The following is a 20,031-nucleotide window of genomic DNA, read 5'->3' as shown; positions in this document are numbered from 1 at the left end:
GAATGTTTCAAAATAAGTTGCAAGTGAGGTCATAGCGAATGGATTTAAGAATACAAGAATTAGTTGAGTTTACGCAGAAAAAGTTCGGACTAAGTAACTATTATTTACATGAACAACAGTTTTATCGGAGTGTAGATATCTTCAATGAGACAATTTATACATTGTCCATGGAGTGGTTCCCCAATGATGCTGTACAAGATGATGATGGACTAAATCCAGAGGGGACAGTAAGTTTTGAAATCAACTTGAAAAGTCTTAAATTTGAACGTATTTTTGCAAAAGGTAAGCCTTATGCAGAAGACGGGATTACATTTAGCAATCTTAATAAGGAAGCCGTTATAAAATGGGTTGAGTGTGAAACAGGATTATCGTATGGGGAACAATTCCAATGGGTAAGAGAAGATGAAGGGGAACTTAACTTTATGTCGTGTTTTGATGGTGTTGCCGTTTCACCTCCTGGATATATTGACATCAAGTTTAACGAAGAAGGGAAGCTCACTATGTTTTCAATGCATGGTGAATTTCCTTCAAAAGAGCTGATTAAGAAAGAAAAATATACTCTTTCTCTTGATCGATTAGAAGATTTGGGAAAGGAACAATTGAAGTTGATTGAATATCCTTCCTATGAACAGAAAAAATTATACCCTATATATGCATTGGAAGAGATTTTTGTTACAAATGATGGGACAACAACGATTCCGTTTGAGGTTTTTGCAGATGAAAATTATTTTTTGAATATCGATCAAACAATTTATTGGGATGAACCAATGAATCAACCGTTTGAACGGAAAGAAATCAAATGGATTGAAGATCTTACAGCAGAACAAGCATTTTCATGTGAGCCATCTCCTGATTCATTCCCCATTACAGAGATAGAACAAGAGAAATGTATGATAGCAGTTAAAAACCTTTTACGGCGGGAATATCCAAGTGAATCAGGGAATTGGGTATTAAAACACTGTTATCGTGATAAAGGGTATATTCACGTTACATTGAAAGCGAATATTCAGGATGTTCGTGTATTTCAGCGGAAAATAAAGGTCTTCATAGATCCAAAAAGTTTTCAAGTTGTAAATTACATGGATAGTAAACCGATGTTGGAGACCTTTAATGACTTTCAAGCACCTGACAAGGTAACAATCACAAAAGAAGAAGCCTATGAAAAACTTAAAGATTTGTTTGAGTTAAAATCTTACTATGTGTATGACTTTAAACAAAAACAATACGTTTTATGCGGGAAATTAGATTGCAAGTATGGGGTGAATGCATCAAACGGGGAAGTGATAGCGTTAGATGATTTGTAGCTTGATTGACAGTGATAAGTATTTAACAGAAAGAATTGTTGTCTTGGGCAACAAAGTATGGAAAGGTGCCCCCAAATATGGATAAGAAGCCTAAATTAAAAAGATCAGACTTATTAAATAAAGATGATATTTGGAACGCCGTTAGTGATGTGCTACTTGAATCTGCCTATCAATTAGAAAATAAAGTAGCTTATGAAGCATTTACTGTTCTTCAATACTATTCCGAAATGGAAAGTGGAGGTCATGAAAGTTTTTTAAGATGGAATTCAGACCATGTAGAAGGAGTAGGAATCACTCGTTATTTGGAAGAACTGATCGGTGTTCTTGATAAAATAGATGCACATGAGTATGTACTGATTGAGAGAAAGTATGGAAAAGAAATGTGGGACTTGTACGTTGCCTTAGAAAATGACGAGATTGACGAAAAGGAATTTTATAGCGTTATCGAAAAAGCAGACAATGAATACTATCATCTCAATGAAAAACTGAGAGAATTATTAGAAACGTATTTCGTAAAGATTCACACTGACTTAATTGAAATAATAGAGTAGTAGATATATGGGGCATTGTAAAGTGTTTGTGTGTTTGTGTAAGTGATAGGAATGTTTGTAGAGCTGACGATAAAAGACAGTTTGAAAATATTGAGTGAGAGGAAGGAGGCTTCCAATGAACAACTCATTAGTATTAAGCCTACATCGGGCTTTAATCGGTGCAATTCCTGAAAATTTGAGAGGATTAAAAGTAATTTTAACAAATAATCGGCTGTTATGGCAGGCTTTTTTCGATCATGAGCCAACAGAGGATGAAAAGGAAGTGTTAAGTGTTGCTTGCACTGAAGTGTTATCTGATTTCCCTAACATTAATGAGGTTCAAGAGGAATACATCTTCCATCCAACACCATTAACTGTTAATACAATACACGAATGGGCATTTGTTAGATGGGAGCCTGAAACAGAACAAAAGAAATCAACGCATCAAAATAGGAGAAAAAATGAATGAAGTATGCAGACTATATTAACCCTGAAATATGGACTGGTGGATTTTATGAACTTTCAATTGAGTATCATCCATCAGGTGATCATAAAAAGCTAAATGATGCTCTGGACTCATTATACCAATGTGATTTTTTTAATGGAATGTGGGTAGAAAAAAGTGATTATCAAACGTCTCCTGTTCCTCTTCCTATAAATATTGAAGAGGAGAGTGTTCATTTATTTTATGGAACCATAACTCTAACAGCAAGTAATCAGTTACCTTGTGTGATTAGCATAATTAGGGTTCATGGTGAGTCTGATTGGTTAGATATTTCAATTCCACAAGCTATACTTGAAGAAAAATTTCCATATAGATATCCTCTTACAAAAGAGTTAAACCCTTGGCTAAGTAAGGTTGTTGAGCTGTATGCAAAGTTGGTTGAAACTATTTTTGAAAGTTCTCCTTTTACTATAGCAATCATTGGTGAAGAGATTTCAGGAGCGGATATACCCGAAATTAATCTGGAACATGTAACGATCATTACACATTCTCAATTGGAAACAAAACTTGGAATCAATAGAAAAAATGATTAAATGATGTGTTTGATTTATTCAAAAGGGGAGTGATTCATTGAATTATTGGAGAATAACAAAATATGATCCATTAAAAAGGAATGCTGATGGAAGTTATCTTGACCATGAAGAATGGACTTGTTTTTCAGAAGTTGGGACAAAGATAAGCATGGAGGAGTATGAGGCTACGGAGGAAAAGTACATAAATACTATCACGACATTTATGACGGAAATGGGTTTGAATAGAGTTTATGTAATTGCCTTAGAGCAAAGGTCTGACGAGATCAAACATCAAAAGGCGAATGAATTTCTATCAAAGATTTGGATAGGAAAAGCGGTGACTGCACAGGAAGTCCGAGAGTTAGTCAAGTTGACATTACGGAATGCCATTTGGTGTAAATTAGGCTATAAGAAGAAATTCTTTGTTCACTTTGGATACGATTATTATATGTACATTGGGGCGAGTGAAGACTGTACGGAAGCTATAGAGGTTGTTAAGGAAACGGGATTATTTGTCGAGGACTTCAAATCTCCTTACATAACGAATTAATAAAAAGTGGAGGATATTGATGGAGAAAACGCAAGTGATGGTGTATTTTAGTTTGTTTGCAGATGAATTTTCATTAGATGCTGTAACAAAACAATTGGATATCGTACCAACTGAAAGTTATAAAAAAGGTGACATCATAAAGAAAATATCTCCTACAGAAAATCATGTAAGAGGTTATACCCGTTGGAAGCTAAGTACAGGTTATCAAGAATCATTGGACGTTGGTGATCAGTTAAATTTAATTATCAATCAAATCGGGGGTAAGGCATCAATCATCAATGATTTAAAAAGGCGGTTCGGATTAGAATGTAGATTCACCATTGTCATCATAATGAACAACGGTTATACACCTGGTTTATATTTAGATGAATCTCTAATTGCATTTGCCAATAGCATTAATGCTGATTTTGATATTGATTTATACGCCAATCCCTACGATGAAATAGATGAATAGGTGAGGAAAGGACAAAAATAAGCGGTCTTTACCTTATAAGATGAATCAACAATGAATTTAATAAAGTTAAAGGAGAAGTAGGTGTCTTATTGGAAAATCGTATGGACTTAGTATCATTGCTTAGAAGCAAAAAAGTAAAGGTGACTGAAATAGACAAATGGGGAACATTTTTGAGGAAACGATGGGAAAACAATTTTGCCAATCATCTCAGCGATCAAGAAAAGAAATCTATTTATCTTTATGATTTTTTGTGGCACATATTTAGTTATGAGAAAAAGAATTGCTTAAAAGTAGAACAAGCCGACATAGCGTTTAACAAAAAGTCAAAGAAGTCCTGTTACGTTTTCTATCAACATTCTGATGATGCATTTATTCTTGAAAATGCTTCATCTTTAAATGCAAATGATTTCCTAAATGAAGCAGATGTGTACGTGGTAGATAAGGAATTCAACTGGACTTATGTAAAAACGCACGAAACGGGTTGGTGTGGGCCGTACTTTTGCCAAGAATAGTATGAATTGAGGTGTTCCATATAGAACTTTTAGAGTTGTACTACAAGAAATATACAGGTACAGTACAGGCATCAGATTATGTAGGATGGGCAAATTCTTATTTGTATTTGGATTTTCTCGAAATTAAGAAATTAGCCAGTATGAAAGGGAAATTAAATATATTTGAAATTGAAAAGATGTTTGTCGATGCAATAAATAGTATTCAAAGAGAAGCACCTTCTAAAGAACAATGTGTAGACTACCATTTAAAATGCCTACATTCACAATTATTAATGCCCAAAAAGAATGCTGTGTCAATTGTGAAAGAGATTTATGCTTGTACAATTGCAAACGATTTATTCGAAGAACAGATGAATTGGCAGGAGATCAGTGATGCCATAGATGACTTTCAGTACGGAGATAACGATTACGGCTATACCCTGGATAAGATCTATGAAATGATTGTTGCTCATGCACGTAATCTATGGCATACAAAAATAAGTAAGATCACGTTTAAGGAACTGATTGGACAGAAAGTTACCGCCATTGATTCAGAAGTTCATTTCATTATTAGGTTGGAAAAAGGGGCAATAATTATTGAATGTCCTTGGCGAATTCGGGATACAGGAGGAATATTGTTAGGAGAAACAGATATTCAATCTAACCAAAGTGAATGGAAATCGGTCAAAGAGCTATTGGTTGGTAAAAAAATTGAAGATATTCAGTTATTCGAACAGTGTCCACTTCTAATCGTACAATGTGATAATGTCTTTGTAGATGTCTTCCATGCCAGTTCCTTTTTTGACGGTTGGACTTTAACAGACGAAGGGGATTTCTATATATTTTCCATGCATGGTGGAAGTATTGCATAAATGGATTTGACGAATGGCACAAAAAAATTACCTTCACTGATGGTCAAAGCAACATGTACACAACGATTGTGAATTATTAAAATGTGTTGGATTTTATTAGAATCGCTTTTAAACAAATGGAAGCAAGTGTTGAAGAATATTGGGCTGTCTTGAATTGCTCTTTTTGAATGAGTAGCGTTGGCCAGTAATTTTTTGAAAATGCAAATATCGTATTTTAAGAAGGTGATAATAGTGGCTACTGTTTATATTTCAAGCATAAGCGGTCTTAATAAGTATGATGATAGATATGAAATTATAGGTGAACCTAAATACATATATCATATTGAAGTAAAAGAAATTGAGAAGCTGTTAATTGATTATCTACATGAAATAAATAGGTTTCCAATCCACTTAACTATAACTACCTATAACGATTATGATGAATTTGAAACATTATTGAAAAGGTTAGGCCAAGAGTATGAAGTAAATTCATTAGCTGATGTAGCATATGTTTCAACAGAAGATAGTGAAATGCTTAAATACCACGTTCCCCTATTTAAAGTGAAAATAACGGATGCAGTTGCCTTTGAATCAATCATTCGTACCTCTTTCTGGATGGCAGAATCGAATTGCACATTTATCCTTTCCTGTTCTGATAATGTAAGTATTATAAATAAGTTGGGGAAAGACTGGAAAGGTAAAGAGACCGAATACTCTACGATTTTAATAGATATGACTAAAGAATCAACGTCAATAGCGATTACCCATGATGCATATGGTTTTTTGCTATTTTCAGATTTAGAGGAAAACAAGTCCATTGAAACGATTGCACAGCGAATTCCCAATTATACTATTGTAATAGGTAAGTGAGGTTTTATGGATTAGTTTAAGTAAATATGCAATTTATAAAAATGATTATCGTTGATGCTCGTTTCTGTCTCATTTGCAAAACAGAAAGGTAATTTATAATAGATGAAAAAGACAATTTTGCATGCAGTTATATTTTCGATTATTATTCATGTACTAATCCTTGGATTTACGATAATTAAAGGATACTTGCTGACAAAATCTCATATTCCAAGCGACATAAATACTTATGATAATGTTCATATGCTCCAAAATGAGGTTGCGTTTGGTATTGTTTATAATTCAGGAGGTGCAGTGCTTTTAATTTTGTCATTTTTAGCGGGCATTGTTTGTTTTATGATAGGCAAATTTGTATTTGTAAGGTTAAGAGCTAAAGGATTGAAACAGTGATTCAATGAAAATATAATGGAGACACTCTTTCACTAAGGTCGTAGTTTAGTTGAAGAATAATTATTTAGATATCACAATTTAAAAACAAGGGGGGAGTTCATTGAAACGAGTTGGATTTATTTCGGCTATTGTAATTGTTATTTTGGTTGTTTTCATATTTGTAAATAAATTATACTATCCTTCTCTTCCAATTAATAATTTATCAGCTAAAGAGACGATTGAAAAATTGGAAAACTCCGATAGTAAAGTAGTAGAAATTGCAGTAGAAGGCGATACGATTTGGTATATTACCAGAACAGATAATCAAGGTGTTTTGATCGCTGATGAAAATATTAAACAAATGATCGGTTCTAAGGGATGGGAATTTAAAGAAAAAGATGGTAGTGGTCTGTTCTTTGAAAAAGAGGGAGAAAGATTAATTGCTACTACCCAAATGTGGAGTAAAAAATATGTTCTTGTTAAAGTTCAAAGTAAATTTAAAAAAATTTAGACCTTACTAAGCAAACGGAGGAATGTCGCATTTTTTCATAGAACAGGTTAGTTGAAGAGTGATTACGATAAAGGATGGGAGAATTTGAAGAAGAAAATTTGGTTTTCAGTTCTAATTTTAGTAATAGTTATTGGTGGTCTTTATTCCTTAGTAAAATTCAACCCGCCTGAAATTGGTACACTTGCTTCAAGTGAAGATAAAAAATCGGTTGTTGTCGGAATTGGTAATAAAGGGTTTCTCGAAGTGAAGAATTTAGACGTTTCAGTTAATAACAATGAAAAACCATCAAAATTAAAAGTACAAAAAAGTGATGCTGTACAAGGTTTCATTATAACGGATGATTTTGAAAATCAAGAATCAGAAAAATATGGATTTAAGAATATAGGGGATATTGTTCTTAAAAAAGGTACAGCCCCTTCTTCGTACTTTAATAAATTAGATGATGGTACTGCCACTAAGGATGATGAAATTTATGGTGTTAGTGTTATTCATCATGAGGCAATATTTAAGGTTGATATAAGATATAGCTATTTGGGGATTTCATTTAATGAAACGGTATTCTTCAACTAACAAAGAATACTAAATCTATTATCCTATAATTGAAAAAAGTCCTTTGTTCTTAGAAAACTCAGAACAGGTGATTAGATCAAAAGAAATGCTCCAATCCTTTTGGAATAAGAAAAGTGCCTTCTCTTATTGAAAAATACATATACAGAAATGGAATAAAAGTGATTCTTATACTGAGGTGATTAAGTGAAATATACTTGTCCTTGTTGCGGTTATAAAACATTAGATGAAAAACCACCTGGAACATATGCTATATGCAATATCTGTTATTGGGAAGATGACGGGATTCAGTATGATGATGTTGATTATGAGGGTGGTGCAAATACTCCATCATTAAGGCAGGCACAAAGAAACTACATCTTATTTGGAGCTTGCGAGGAGAAGTGTATGGAGTTTGTCAGAAAACCTAACGAAAAGGATGAAAAAGATTCAGAATGGCAACCGTTATAGTTTATTAAGGCATCAAATGTATTACACAATAAAAGGGAACGATTAAATAAAATAATCAGGAGATGGTTAATTGTTATATCAGCCTAAGTGGAGTAAAGCCAAGAAACATTTAAAAAGTTTTATCTGTGAGCCTTTGCGTTCAAGGGTGGATTTTCAAGTCATTAATTATAGAAAAGCACATGATGGGTTAGGTCGGGCTGTCATTACTGTTGATAAAGTTGAGCAATTAAGTATGTGTACAATTACAGCAGAAAGAGAAGAGTATTATAGAGAAAGAGATATCAGAAGGAATCTGAATGATTTTGATTATGATGATGTAGCAAAAAATAGATTCATACAAGATCAAGCCCACACACAATTGAAAAAAGAAGGTATCTTTGCTCAATACGACTTCTTTTCTTCATTAGAGGAATATTTCAACTCTTCCATTGAAGAATCCCTAAAGTCATATGATATCCTAATTAAAATACTCTGTTTGTTAGACCGTAGAGTAGGAAAAAGAACATTGCATAATATGGAAGTGTCTATTTTAGGAGAACATGAATTAGTTAGATATTTTTATGAATTACGTTGTCAGGCAGAAAACATGCATATTGCTTCCGATTGTTCTTAGGCGGTTAGCTTTTCCCTACTATGTCTGCTTCTGTTAAAATTTAGTGTTTAGTTATTTTATCCTTATTATAATGCAATGCATGATACAGAAAAGTATTGAGAATTTTGAGCTATATGACTGTTCAGCAAACAGTGGTGATTATTATGATTATTGAAATTGATGGTTACTTTCAACAAGTTCTACTTACGGGTAAAAAGTGTTCAAAACAACAATTGGAGCAAATGTATCTCAAAGCCAAAGAATTGAACTTTGAGCAAAGGGATTTTTCTGACGTATTTTGCAAAATTTACAACTTTGAACAAATACCTTATTCAGAGGCTATTAAGGTGGACTTTGTTATAGATACTGATACCGATAGAATTTACTCGCCTACATATTAATAACAGTAAGCTAACTATCTACCTAATTGAAATGAGATGAAAAGTGTGAATGAGTTTGTCATTAAAGGTAAAGAGGGCTTTATACGAATTGAGTTAAAAGAAGTATTTGGCTTTCCCGATTTGACAAGTAATTTTGGTGGCTATGATGTTCAAGGAAGAATAGAAATTAAGAGTGGGAATTATTACGTTAATGGTGAACTGTGGTTTACTACTGGTGAAATCTATGAGTTCCACGAACAATTAGCAAGTTGTTATCGTAAATTGAGCGGTGTTGCTACGTTTTGGACTTCCGAAACTAACCTGAAAATTGAAATTAAATTTGATAAATTAGGTCAAATCACCATAGACGGTTATTTTCAGGAAAAAGCATATCAAGAGAACAAATTGAAATTCGAAATTGAAAGCGATCAAAGTTTTTTTGAAGAAACCATTAAAGAGTTAAAGAAAATTGTGGATTATTATGGTGATTTAAAAGGTGTTAAGAATAAGTAACTTCTTTATATTTTCTACGAGTGCGAATGTTCAATAGAATAGTGGTTCTTTTAGACGATGAAGAAGGATTATGAATAAACTAAAGGTAAGGGGAAATATTGTGGCATCGAATGAAAGAAAAATGATGGATAATGCCCTGAAAAAAGTTGTTATACCTGTATTAAGAAATCAAGGGTTTAAAGGCTCATTTCCTCACTTTAGACGTGAAAATGAAGATAATATTGATTTAATTACTTTCCAATTTAACAAATGGGGCGGTTCATTTGTAGTGGAATTAGCAATTTGTCCAATTAAAGGTGTAACGATGTCTTGGGGAGAACAAGTCCCGCTTAATAAAGTTACTGCCCATCATATAAACAGACGGTATAGGTTAGGGGCTAAATCAGAAGATGAAGATGGAATCTGGTTTAATTTTGAAAATGTAAAAACAGAAGAAGATTTTGAAAAGGTTGCATCGAATGTTTTAGATTTATTAAATACATCTGACCGTTCATGGATTTCAAAGTTACTTAACCAACAGAAACATTCTTGAAATAAGGGCTAACAAACGAAATGATTTCTTCCTTAAATCTTATCCCTACTATGTCTCAAACTAAAATTACCGCTTCTTACACAATAAAACCGTTCCTTAACTAAAAAGAACGTTCCTAAATCCGAAGGTTTCCTGATCCGATTCAGGCAGACCTTCGGTCTTTTTATGCCCGAAAAAAGGCGGGGGAAAGAGCGAGAAAGAGCATGAGAAAAAGCATGAAGAAAAGCATGAGAAGACAAGTAACTACAGGGTTTCGCAACAAAAAAGAAGAAGAAAAGGCATGAGCAAACGTGTGAAAGAAAGCGGGAAAAACCGCTCCCTCCAACCTTAAATCTTACCTCTATTCTGGAACGTTATTATTCTTTCGGATTCAGTGAAAAATCGTTACACAAATGAGGAAAAAGGGTGAAAAAAGCGGGAACGTTATTATTCTTTAACGAGATTGGGGAAAGGTGAGAAAAGGGTGTGAGGGCATGTGTGGCAAGGGTTTGAGGGGGATTGGGGGAAGATGGAGCGGGGGAACGTTATTATTCGATGGGGACAACAATTATCTCCATGCTAAAAAGTTGATTTCCACGCTAAAAAGTCGGTACCTACTGCTAAATAGTTGGTATCCAGAGCGGGAAGACCAGCGGGTAAACAAATATGTATTTAATCTTGATTCTATCGTAAAATCAATCAAAATTCGGGGGGCGGGTCCAGTTTGACTTCGTCCCTTTTCTTTTGTAAAAGGCAAAGTAAAGGGAAAACAGCGGAAGTGGTGAGAATTCCTCCGCTGTATTGTAAATTTGTACATTTTAGTTTTCACTTTTAGTAGAGTCGTCTTTTTTACGAGATGCTAAACCTATGACCCCGCCAACTATAATAAATACAATGTTTAAAATGATTTCAAATCCTTGAAAGGCATCAACATAATTAACTAAAAACCAGCTTTTACCTCCATTTGTTAGATGATTAATTAGCCCTCCTACTCCTTGGATAAGGAATAGTAAACTAAGTCCACTAATAATTTCTTTCATGATGAACACCTCATTAAAATTTTTTTAATTTAATATGCCTCTAAGACCGATGTTGAAAAAAACTGCACCTACTACTCCTATCGCTACTAAGAGTGAAGAAATTGGAGCTTCATTTAATTTTGACCTGATTTTATTTAGAAATTGATGTAGTTTGTCTTTAAGCACAATATTAACTCCTAAAAGCAGTAGTGAAGGAAGCACCATTACAAGATTGTACCCAGTTATAATTAAGATAGAAGGAGTAGTCTCTATTGCTAGGTGATCCATTAATATAATTGAATAAAAGTAAGGCAATGCAGTTACAAATTCAATTAGAAAAACAATGCTTCCTAATATGATCATCCCTTTGATAGTTGTGTTTGTGGGTATAATTGAAATTAAACGTTTTTTTGTAGTATCTTTTGGTTTACTGAAGCTAATTAGAACAAGAACCATTCCAAAAAGGATATAAAACCAATTGATAAAGTCAATTTCAGATAATTGTTCGATTCTCGTCAATAGTGATTCTCCACCAAAGTATAGTAATAAACCCATTACAAAGTAGCCTAATTGCGTAATAGATAGAAAAACAAGCAAGCGAGAAGAAAATTGATTAGGTTGTGTCAATAATAAATAGGCTGTTACAGCGAGTACACCAGGACTTAATATGTCAACTAAGGCACAAATGGAAATAATTATTAAGGCTGTTGATATGTCTATTAATGAAGATGGCATCATTGCTTCAATCGTTTCTATCAATTAAATAGTACCTCCTTTTTAATATGTGGTATTATTATAATACAATGTGCTAAAAAAGATAATAACACACTGTGTTAAATAAGGGAAGTGGTTTTAATAATGCCAAAGATTGTTAATCATGAGCAAAAGAGGAAGTCGATCGCAGAAGCTGCATGGAATATTATTAAGCAAGAAGGGTTTGAGAAAGCATCAATACGCAGAGTTGCAACTGAAGCAGGGATGTCCTCTGGTGCGTTAAGACATTATTTTTCAACACAGGATGAAATGTTATTATTTATCATGAATTATTACCTGGAAGAAGGAAAAAAACGTTCTCAAAGTAAAAATTGGTCAGAAAACCCATTGCAAGCAGTTGAGGAAGTTCTATTAGAGCTTGTGCCAATTGACGAAAAAAAGAAAATTGAAACGAGTGTTTGGTGGATCTTTGCACTTCGCTCAATTACAAGTGATACATTAAAAGAAAAAAAAGATGAAATGACTAACGGAACGTATGAATTAGCGAATTCTATGATTCAGATGTTAGTTTTACAAGGGCTTTTACCCGAGTCAATTAATGTAGAATTAGAAACAAGTAGGCTATCAGCATTGATTGAAGGTTTGTCAATTCATGCTCTATTAAGACCTGATGTGTACTCCTCAGAAAAGGTTAAGGAAGTAATCCGTTATCATTTAGAAACACTTTGCAAAGTGTGTAATTAGAAAGTTAATAAAATGAGTGCTCAATAAAATTGGGGGTGATTATGATTGAAAATAAAAAACTGAATCAATTTACATTGGTAGATGTTATTGAAAGGAAAATACATTTCACAAATACAAATACAAATACTATATTCGAGTAACGAGGGCTTTTGCGGAATAAAGGTGGGATCAATACCATGCTTCTTATTTCTCTATTCTTTTTTCTACTATATATAGCTGTCTTTTTCTTCTTCCCCATGCTAAAAAGTAGGTACTCACTGCTAAATAGTTGGTATCCGAACGGCATAGGAAGCGGGAAGAGCAGCGGCCAGATCTTTATGTACTCAATCGTTTTTTCAATCGGTTTTTTCAATACAAAATCAATATCAATTCGGGGCGGGTCCAGTAGGACTTCGTCCCTTTTTCTTTTGTCAAATATCCCCTCAATCCCTTGTCCGTAGCGTGTTCAGGTGTTTTTCATATCGTTTCCTATACAGTTCGAAAGAACACGGGAAAGAAGAAAGAGAGTGCTGAGGAAAGAGGTTTTTTCAGGCTCTTTTTTCATGTTTTTTTCTTATTTCTGTTCCCGTTCAGGGAACATCTATTTAACATTGTCCGAATATTCGATACAAGCCAGAACGGAAAATAGAGGGCGAAAATGGGGGTTTTGGGGAAGAACAATAAAGCAGAACGGAATGAAGAAAAAAGGCGAGATAAGAGGGGTTGGACTTAGAGCCGCAAGGGTTTGGGGGGAGTGAGGGGGAGAATGGTGCGGGGAAGCACTTTTTAGCAGGGGAATATTAGGCCAATGGAAAACACCGTAGATACGGTTGAAAAAATAGTAGATATTTTTGAGAAAATGATTATTGCTTTCTCAAATTACACTTATTATTTCAATCAGGATAAAAAGGAAATGTGGCAGTATCATCAACAAGGAATATGAAAAATTTGTAGAAGATGTTGTCATACGAATCTGTAATACGGTTTGTACCAGATACATTCTAACTCATACCAAGATGAAAGGGGCTGGGACATAACCCACCTCTGAGATGAAAAAGCCGGTGGAAATTTACGACAAGTAAATTTTCACCGGCTTTTGGTTTTTTTACAATAAAATAAGGACCACTTCTGATAAAATTAAGTTACCACACCAAATAAAATCAGAAAGAAGGATCCTTATGTTTAAAAATTATACCATGAATCAATTAGTTTTGCCTTTAGATTTAGAAGTAAAGTTACAAAAAAATGATATTGCCTTCCATGTTCATCATTTAGTTGAAAGTATCCCTCATGAAGCGTTCGAACCATTTCAGAGAAATGATGGCTGTCCTGCCTACCATCCACGCATGATGCTTAAAATTATCTTATGTGCCTACACGCAATCTGTTTTTTCAGGGCGAAAAATTGAAGCCCTATTAAAAGACAGTATCCGTATGATGTGGCTAGCTCAAGGGCATGAACCAAGCTACCGAACAATCAACCGATTCCGTGTTCAACCAGAAGTGAAAAATTTAATTCGCCAATGTTTCGTCCAATTCCGTTGCCAATTAATTGAAGAAAAACTGATCGATCAAGAAGCAATTTTTATCGATGGTACAAAGATTGAAGCGAATGCAAATAAATTTACGTTTGTCTGGAAGAAGTCGATTGAGAAGTATCATCAAAGTTTAATTGAAAAGTCAAACCAGCTATATGATGAGCTTCTTGAGAATGAAATCATACCTGAAATCGAACGTGAAAGCGATGAACAGTTATCATTGGAAGAGCTCGCTCAATTGGTTCAAAAAGTGGATGATGTCGTAAACGAGTATGATAAACAAATTGAAGCATCATCGGATGTTCCAGAACGAAAAGCTTTAAGAAATGAACGCAAATATCCGAAAAAAGTGCGTAAACAGTTGATTGATTTTATCGTACGAAAACAGAAATACCAACGAGACCTTGAAATCTTTGGTACACGTAATAGCTATTCTAAAACAGATCCAGATGCGACATTTATGCGAATGAAAGATGATTATATGAAAAATGGACAATTGAAGGCTGGTTATAATACACAAATCGCAACGGAAGGTCAATATGCGCTTGCCTATGGATTATTCTCAAACCCAACAGACACACGTACGTTAATTCCCTTTCTAGATGAGATTGAGCAGGATTATTTCGAGTTACCGGAACACATCGTCACAGATGCAAGTTATGGTAGTGAAGAAAATTATAATGATATCCTTTTGAACAGAAAACGTGAAGCACTTATTCCTTATACGCTGTATATGAAGGAAAAAAAGAAAACCTACAAACAAAACCTATTCAATCCAGACAACTGGCCGTACGATGAAGAAACAGATACCTATACATGTCCAAACCAGAAACATCTTACATTTCACGATTATTCTGTCCGTACTGATCGTACAGGATTCCAACGGAAGTTTAAAATCTATGAGTGCGAAGACTGTTTGGGCTGCCCGTTCCGCCCCTCCTGTACCAAAGCAAAAGAAGGCAACAATCGAAAACGAATGGTGAATGAAAAATGGGAACAACAAAAAGAATATGTAAGAGCGAAGCTTTCAGAAGAGAAAACGAGTGCCATCTATCGAAAACGCAAAATCGATGTGGAACCAGTTTTTGGATTCTTGAAGGCTAATTTGCGTTTCACACGATTTTCCGTACGAGGAAAATCAAAGGTAGAAAATGAAATGGGCTTTGCATTAATGGCAGTGAATTTAAGAAAATACACTGCCCAACAACTAAGATAATAGAAGAATTACACGCAAAAAAAGAAAAAGGTGAATTTGAGTACACTCAAATTCACCTTTTTCACTAATTGAAGCTAGTTATGTCCCAGCCTCATTGTGTGTTGTTATATAATAATCATAGGTATTGCTGGAAAAGGCCAACTAATTGATGTCCAACAGTATTTAAACCGTTTAATCCCATTCCTAACTTCCCTGCGTATTCAACCTTTTCGATTGCATGTTTAATCAAAGAGCGTTTCGGCTTTTCTGATACAACTTCTGCAACAGCAACTTCAATGATTTCCTTCGTATCCTCTTTTTGCTCTTTATCCATATCCAATATTTCAATGAGTTTATAAAACTCCTCAGCTAATTCTTTTACGTTTTGAGCTTGTCCATTGTAATTGTTCTGTGTGGCGTTCACCGTTCCTTGTCCCTGAGCAATAGCAACTTGTCCACCGTTTACGCTGATATTAATTTTTCCGTCATCTCCCATGCCTAACCAAACCCCCTTTAAGTAAACTTCTATATGACTTACGAAAAGATGAACGACTCTATCATTAAAAGAATCGACCATATCTTGAAACTTCCTTCCTGAGCCATACCAGTAACAGATAGATAGGTATTTATCGCAATGTTCCGCACAATATTTCAGCAATTGATAAATAAAGGAGATTTCATAATTTTTATCTGGCTCAATATGGTAGCCTTCGTGCATTTCTCTTTCTTGAACCGCCTTTGCTATATCAAAAGTTAAGGTATTATGTTCCTCAATGAATTTCCAAATAATTGGATTGTGTTCAATGCAATTGAGAAATCTTTTTAAGTTATCTAAGCCATCATCTACGTTAGTTTTTAATAATCTACTCGCTACTCTGCGAAATTCTGATGACATTATTTGGAATTCTTTTTTATCCATCAATAGTTCCATGTGTTTCTCCTCCACAAAATGGACAGTATAGGGTATCGTCAATAAGTGATGTTTTTACCAATCTCTCACAGCAAGGAACACTGTACGTTTCCATATTATCTGACTCAACGATTATTTTTGGTGAATTCATTTTAAATTCAGGTCCTGTTTTGACCTTAACAAATTTATTATTTTTAAATGATTTATTTACATTATTTTGAAAATCATTTAGTGATTCAAATACGTAATTTTCTGCAAGACGCATAGCCCTTTCAATTACTTCATCTGATAGAAAGTCATTTGGTTCTGCCACTAAGCCACATTGTGGACAAAAAAGTTCATAAACCGATTCATCCATTGCATCCGTTCCAGTTATTTTAAAATGACAATTACAGAAAGGACATTGGAGTGTAACAAATCCTTCATCATCCAGTGGTATGGAAAGGGGGATTTTTTGTTCGGACATTATATTTCACCTCGACTGTCTCAATGAAAATCTAAAACTATTATACCATGTATTGTTGCTTAACAATGACCTCGGATAGTTTGATAACGTTTGACCAGGAACTTATTAAAAGGTTTGAAATTAAACTATATTTGAGATAAGGGGAGAGGGAGTAGAGAATTAGAAATGGTGATATTTTTTGCTCTTTAACGTTTCAAACCCTTGTGGCTGTTAGGCAAGACAGTCCTCTCGACTTTCGGAAAACATAAACCTATATAACGTGGTTAAAAGTTTCTGAAACTCTATTGAACTTTGCTAAAAAGATTATTACGAAATGTCAAAAGGCCTCTTCCAATATCTCGACTTATTTTGAAGAATCTAAGGTGTAATCGTAAAAAAGATAACTTTTATCATCAGCCAAGCTGAAAAGGACAAAGAAAGTGAATCTATCATTCTATAAAAACAAGCGATGGAAAAAGTCATTCATCTAACGAAACGTCAAAAGCCTTTTAGGAACAAGTTGCAATTGTAGATTCTGGTGTTTCCTCTGACAATCACCACCTAAAACCTTGGGTAGAAGATGTTGATAACTATGTGATTGAAACAAATCAAAATAATTATCATGGTGATTTTGTTGCAGGAATAATAAATTACGGACACATATTAAATGAAAATTTAACTAATGTTGTAGATTCTGGAGTTAAGATACTTGATGTTATAGTACTTCCTGATCCAGAAAAAGAGAAAGTAAGAGAAGATGATTTATTATCATCACTTGAACAGGCTTTAGAGGAATACTCGGATACGTATAAAGTTTGGAATTTATCTCTGTCTAGTAAGAGACAATGTACAGGGTTTGTATCAGAATTCACTGCATCGATTGATGAACTACAAAAAAGATATAATGTGATTTTTGTTGTCGCTGCTGGAAATACCACAAATAGTCGTATTAATAGAATTACATTGCCTGCTGATTCGGTTAGATCAGTTACTGTGGGCTCAATTGCTTTAAATAGCAGTATAGGTGATGTTGTAGAAGAGAATATGATAGTTCCTTATTCAAGAGTCGGCCCTGGTATTGGCCTTTCGATAAAGCCTGATGTAGTACACTTTAGTGGTAATCCGTCTAACCACCCTATATATTCATTAGATTCTAATGGTAAAAGGATTGGAGATTTCGGGACTAGCTTTTCTACCCCATTGGTATCAGCAATTATAGCTGAATATTTTAGTCTTTATCCTCAGAACATGTATCCGTTAATGGCGAAAACATTGTTAATACATGGTGCTAAAAACCCAGTAGGTAAAGATAGAATAAAAGAAATATCAGCTCATTATGAATATGGATATGGTTTGCCCCGAAGAATATCAGATATTTTAAATGGGGATGAGCATGAAATTACTTTATTATTCGAAGGAGAAATTGATTCTTCAAGAGGTACCAATTGGATAAAAATTGAGGAGTTCCCTTTTCCGGAATCTTTTTTTGATGAGGAAAACCAAAAAATTAAAGGAAATATTCTTGTAACTTTGGGGTATGAAACTCCATTAAATGCAAGATATGGAAGTGAATATTGTAGGTGCAACCTTGATGTTCGTATTCGAACAAAAATTAGCGATTCTTATAAAAAAATTACAGAAGGAAGCAAAACTTATGATGCTTCATTTGATGCAAAATGGGAAAGAGATAGAATAACTAGTGAATCAAAGTGGTCCAATATTAAGCAAGTCGAATTTAAGAGTCCTGTAGGTAGGCAAGGTACAGATGATATGATTTTAGAAGTATTACCTACTTGGAGAAACCTAGACGAAAAGGAAAGAGTACCATTTGTAATAGCGGATTAACCCCCGAATTTTGGACAGTATTTCTCTTAATCTCACTTTATCTTAAAATTACATTCTTTTTCGTTTCCTTTTGTCCTTTTGAGATCATAGCCATTGCTTCCATTCCTTCAAGGGTAAAGGCTTCGCCCGACTATCGTCGCCCTTGATTCCATTCCAGAAATGGCTGAAATAATTTTTGGGACAAAAGGAAGAAAAAATGGAAGGGGCGATTAAACCCGTACCTCTTTGATTTTCACGTTTTCACATTGTTGCTGTTCATAAAACTCATTTGGCGATAAGTCTAAAATACTAGAATGCATGCGTCTTTCGTTATAAAACACCATAAACTCTGCGACTGATTCATAGGCTTGTGCATACGTTTCAAATTGCCATCTTGATAAACAATCATCTTCAAAAATTCTATGAAAAGACTCAATGTGAGCATTCATATTTGGCGTTTTTGGTGGAATTCTTTCATGTTCTAGTGTATATTTTTCACAAAATTCTTCAAAGGTATGGGAGATAAACTGTGGCCCATTGTCTGTGCGAATCACAGGTTTTTCCCTTTCATTTATCTGCTGGCGCTTGAATAATGCCCGCAAAAGAGTTTGTTTTAGGTCTTTTGCTGTGCAGCTTAATCCCATATAGTATTCGACAATACTACGATCATACACATCGATGATGGACAATACAAAGAAGAATCGGTCTTCACCTTCGATGTAGCCATATTTAATGTCAATTTCCCATAATTTGTTCGAACTTTTAATCGTCCGATTTCGTGCTAGTTTTCTAGGGTATGAGACTTTCTTTTGCCGTTGCGGGCGTAAAATATCAAGTTCTTTGCACAACCGGTAAACTTTTTTCTTGTTAATGATAAGATGGTATTTTCGACGAAGTAATTTTGTTAATTTACGATAGCCATAGTTGAAGCCATCGCCTGCAATTTCTTCAAGTAGGTATTCTTTGATTTGTTCATCAGATACCTTTTGGCCGTCCTCTTTGATGGAATAACCGGGTGCTGGCCGTCCCTCACTTACTTTCTTCTCTTCCACACGATAGTTCTTTTGATAATAGTATGTGGATCGAGAAATACCAATGATTTTCAGCACTTTTTTGATCGGGTAGCCTTTTTGAATCCAACGATCGGCTACTTCAAGTTTTTCAGCAAGTGAGGGTTTTTCTTTTTTATAAGATCTCGTAGAATGGCGATTTCAAGGTCTTTTTCACCTAATATTATTTTTAGCTTTTCATTTTCCTCGGATAACTCTTTAGAATCAATATCTGGCAGCACAGTAACATCTACTTCACCGTATTTGCCATCTTTATATTCACGAATCCAACGACTTACCATGTTCGGATTCAGTTCGTATCGACGTGCTACTAACGAATTATTGCCTGTCTCAGTGGCTTCTTTTACGACTTGTAATTTGAAATCTTTTGAGTGTTTTGTTCGTTTCATTATGTCAGCCTCCTTGGTACATTAAGTAGTATAATATTTATTACTCTTACTGTCCAAGTTCATTTAGGGGCTATAGAGAAAACAGGTAATTAAATGAGTTATCCTTCCATGTACTTGTTTCAAAAAATGTTTGAAACAAGTTTTATCTAGTCTTAATGGAGGAAAGTCTCCTAAGTAATCAAACTTTTTATTAAAAATAAATTTAGCTAAAATTAACCTCATTCGTTTTGAGTAATCTTTTTTCAAAA

General features: G+C 34.3%; 27 protein-coding genes. 21 read left to right on the top strand and 6 right to left on the bottom strand.

Going from position 1 to position 20,031, the window contains the following annotated elements:
- The first annotated feature begins 38 nt into the window (after positions 1–38).
- The 17 genes from MKY81_RS03625 to MKY81_RS03545 all read left to right on the top strand — a co-directional run bounded on the left by MKY81_RS03625 (position 39) and on the right by MKY81_RS03545 (position 9,978).
- Positions 39–1,304 (top strand): hypothetical protein, encoded by a 1,266-nt coding sequence (locus tag MKY81_RS03625; protein ID WP_116354773.1) that lies wholly within the window; start codon positions 39–41, stop codon positions 1,302–1,304.
- 77 nt (positions 1,305–1,381) lie between these two features.
- Positions 1,382–1,855: a DMP19 family protein gene (locus MKY81_RS03620; RefSeq protein ID WP_116354774.1), complete on the top strand. Its 474-nt coding sequence runs from the start codon at positions 1,382–1,384 to the stop codon at positions 1,853–1,855.
- A 115-nt stretch (positions 1,856–1,970) separates the two neighbouring features.
- Positions 1,971–2,303, top strand: coding sequence for a hypothetical protein (locus tag MKY81_RS03615; protein WP_116354775.1), 333 nt, complete (start codon positions 1,971–1,973; stop codon positions 2,301–2,303).
- A complete protein-coding gene (locus MKY81_RS03610; protein WP_116354776.1) occupies positions 2,300–2,872 on the top strand; it encodes a hypothetical protein in 573 nt (190 codons plus the stop codon). The genes MKY81_RS03615 and MKY81_RS03610 overlap by 4 nt, the downstream gene beginning before the upstream one ends.
- A 37-nt stretch (positions 2,873–2,909) precedes the next feature.
- Positions 2,910–3,401: a hypothetical protein gene (locus MKY81_RS03605; protein ID WP_116354777.1), complete on the top strand. Its 492-nt coding sequence runs from the start codon at positions 2,910–2,912 to the stop codon at positions 3,399–3,401.
- Between the two features lie 19 nt (positions 3,402–3,420).
- Positions 3,421–3,855: a DUF4279 domain-containing protein gene (locus MKY81_RS03600; RefSeq protein ID WP_116354778.1), complete on the top strand. Its 435-nt coding sequence runs from the start codon at positions 3,421–3,423 to the stop codon at positions 3,853–3,855.
- A gap of 101 nt (positions 3,856–3,956) precedes the next feature.
- Positions 3,957–4,367: a DUF4275 family protein gene (locus tag MKY81_RS03595; RefSeq protein WP_116354781.1), complete on the top strand. Its 411-nt coding sequence runs from the start codon at positions 3,957–3,959 to the stop codon at positions 4,365–4,367.
- 11 nt (positions 4,368–4,378) lie between these two features.
- Positions 4,379–5,218, top strand: a complete 840-nt coding sequence (locus tag MKY81_RS03590; RefSeq protein ID WP_223254543.1) for a hypothetical protein — start codon at positions 4,379–4,381, stop codon at positions 5,216–5,218.
- Between the two features lie 231 nt (positions 5,219–5,449).
- Positions 5,450–6,067, top strand: coding sequence for a hypothetical protein (locus tag MKY81_RS03585; protein WP_341116802.1), 618 nt, complete (start codon positions 5,450–5,452; stop codon positions 6,065–6,067).
- A 102-nt stretch (positions 6,068–6,169) separates the two neighbouring features.
- Positions 6,170–6,454, top strand: a complete 285-nt coding sequence (locus MKY81_RS03580; protein ID WP_116354780.1) for a hypothetical protein — start codon at positions 6,170–6,172, stop codon at positions 6,452–6,454.
- Positions 6,455–6,554: 100 nt separating this feature from the next.
- The gene (locus MKY81_RS03575; RefSeq protein ID WP_284561386.1) at positions 6,555–6,944 is read left to right on the top strand and encodes a hypothetical protein; all 390 of its coding nucleotides are present in this window, start codon (positions 6,555–6,557) and stop codon (positions 6,942–6,944) included.
- An 84-nt stretch (positions 6,945–7,028) separates the two neighbouring features.
- Positions 7,029–7,514, top strand: a complete 486-nt coding sequence (locus MKY81_RS03570) for a hypothetical protein (protein WP_341116799.1) — start codon at positions 7,029–7,031, stop codon at positions 7,512–7,514.
- 183 nt (positions 7,515–7,697) lie between these two features.
- Positions 7,698–7,961, top strand: coding sequence for a CPCC family cysteine-rich protein (locus MKY81_RS03565; protein WP_116353937.1), 264 nt, complete (start codon positions 7,698–7,700; stop codon positions 7,959–7,961).
- 70 nt (positions 7,962–8,031) lie between these two features.
- A complete protein-coding gene (locus tag MKY81_RS03560) occupies positions 8,032–8,574 on the top strand; it encodes an SF0329 family protein (RefSeq protein ID WP_341116796.1) in 543 nt (180 codons plus the stop codon).
- A gap of 113 nt (positions 8,575–8,687) precedes the next feature.
- Positions 8,688–8,954, top strand: coding sequence for a hypothetical protein (locus tag MKY81_RS03555; RefSeq protein WP_284561384.1), 267 nt, complete (start codon positions 8,688–8,690; stop codon positions 8,952–8,954).
- 45 nt (positions 8,955–8,999) lie between these two features.
- Entirely contained in the window at positions 9,000–9,446 is a 447-nt protein-coding gene (locus tag MKY81_RS03550; RefSeq protein ID WP_116353939.1) for a WapI family immunity protein, read from the top strand.
- Between the two features lie 70 nt (positions 9,447–9,516).
- Positions 9,517–9,978 carry a DUF4304 domain-containing protein gene (locus MKY81_RS03545; RefSeq protein WP_116353940.1) on the top strand — a complete coding sequence of 154 codons (462 nt, stop codon included), beginning with the start codon at positions 9,517–9,519 and terminating at the stop codon, positions 9,976–9,978.
- A 797-nt stretch (positions 9,979–10,775) separates the two neighbouring features.
- On the opposite strand, the gene MKY81_RS03540 is transcribed toward MKY81_RS03545, so the two are convergent.
- Positions 10,776–10,997 (bottom strand): hypothetical protein, encoded by a 222-nt coding sequence (locus tag MKY81_RS03540; RefSeq protein ID WP_099354670.1) that lies wholly within the window; start codon positions 10,995–10,997, stop codon positions 10,776–10,778.
- A 24-nt stretch (positions 10,998–11,021) separates the two neighbouring features.
- Positions 11,022–11,735 (bottom strand): GAP family protein, encoded by a 714-nt coding sequence (locus MKY81_RS03535; RefSeq protein WP_341116789.1) that lies wholly within the window; start codon positions 11,733–11,735, stop codon positions 11,022–11,024.
- Positions 11,736–11,834: 99 nt separating this feature from the next.
- On the opposite strand from MKY81_RS03535, the gene MKY81_RS03530 reads away from it, so the two are divergent.
- The 3 genes from MKY81_RS03530 (at position 11,835) to MKY81_RS03520 (ending at position 15,166) form a co-directional block, all read left to right on the top strand.
- The gene (locus MKY81_RS03530; RefSeq protein WP_341116787.1) at positions 11,835–12,434 is read left to right on the top strand and encodes a TetR/AcrR family transcriptional regulator; all 600 of its coding nucleotides are present in this window, start codon (positions 11,835–11,837) and stop codon (positions 12,432–12,434) included.
- A gap of 787 nt (positions 12,435–13,221) precedes the next feature.
- Complete coding sequence (locus MKY81_RS03525) at positions 13,222–13,356, top strand: hypothetical protein (protein ID WP_341116786.1); 135 nt, start codon at positions 13,222–13,224, stop codon at positions 13,354–13,356.
- 235 nt (positions 13,357–13,591) lie between these two features.
- Entirely contained in the window at positions 13,592–15,166 is a 1,575-nt protein-coding gene (locus tag MKY81_RS03520; RefSeq protein ID WP_341116784.1) for an IS1182 family transposase, read from the top strand.
- Positions 15,167–15,281: 115 nt separating this feature from the next.
- Here MKY81_RS03520 and MKY81_RS03515 read toward each other — a convergent pair whose 3' ends face one another.
- Positions 15,282–16,076, bottom strand: a complete 795-nt coding sequence (locus MKY81_RS03515; protein ID WP_341116783.1) for a hypothetical protein — start codon at positions 16,074–16,076, stop codon at positions 15,282–15,284.
- On the bottom strand, positions 16,057–16,521 hold the full coding sequence (locus MKY81_RS03510; protein ID WP_341116781.1) for a TFIIB-type zinc ribbon-containing protein: 465 nt from the start codon (positions 16,519–16,521) through the stop codon (positions 16,057–16,059). The genes MKY81_RS03515 and MKY81_RS03510 overlap by 20 nt, the downstream gene beginning before the upstream one ends.
- 504 nt (positions 16,522–17,025) lie before the next feature.
- On the opposite strand from MKY81_RS03510, the gene MKY81_RS03505 reads away from it, so the two are divergent.
- Positions 17,026–18,345 carry a S8 family peptidase gene (locus MKY81_RS03505; RefSeq protein ID WP_341118733.1) on the top strand — a complete coding sequence of 440 codons (1,320 nt, stop codon included), beginning with the start codon at positions 17,026–17,028 and terminating at the stop codon, positions 18,343–18,345.
- A 209-nt stretch (positions 18,346–18,554) separates the two neighbouring features.
- On the opposite strand, the gene MKY81_RS03500 is transcribed toward MKY81_RS03505, so the two are convergent.
- The gene (locus MKY81_RS03500) at positions 18,555–19,433 is read right to left on the bottom strand and encodes an IS3 family transposase (RefSeq protein ID WP_328797664.1); all 879 of its coding nucleotides are present in this window, start codon (positions 19,431–19,433) and stop codon (positions 18,555–18,557) included.
- 38 nt (positions 19,434–19,471) lie between these two features.
- Positions 19,472–19,783 (bottom strand): transposase, encoded by a 312-nt coding sequence (locus MKY81_RS21065; RefSeq protein WP_107919767.1) that lies wholly within the window; start codon positions 19,781–19,783, stop codon positions 19,472–19,474.
- Between the last annotated feature and the right edge of the window lie 248 nt (positions 19,784–20,031).

The sequence above is a fragment of the Heyndrickxia sp. FSL W8-0423 genome (genome assembly GCF_038009395.1).
In the GTDB taxonomy this organism is placed as follows: domain Bacteria; phylum Bacillota; class Bacilli; order Bacillales; family Bacillaceae_C; genus Heyndrickxia; species Heyndrickxia sporothermodurans.
This window is presented reverse-complemented; position numbering and strand designations above follow the sequence as displayed.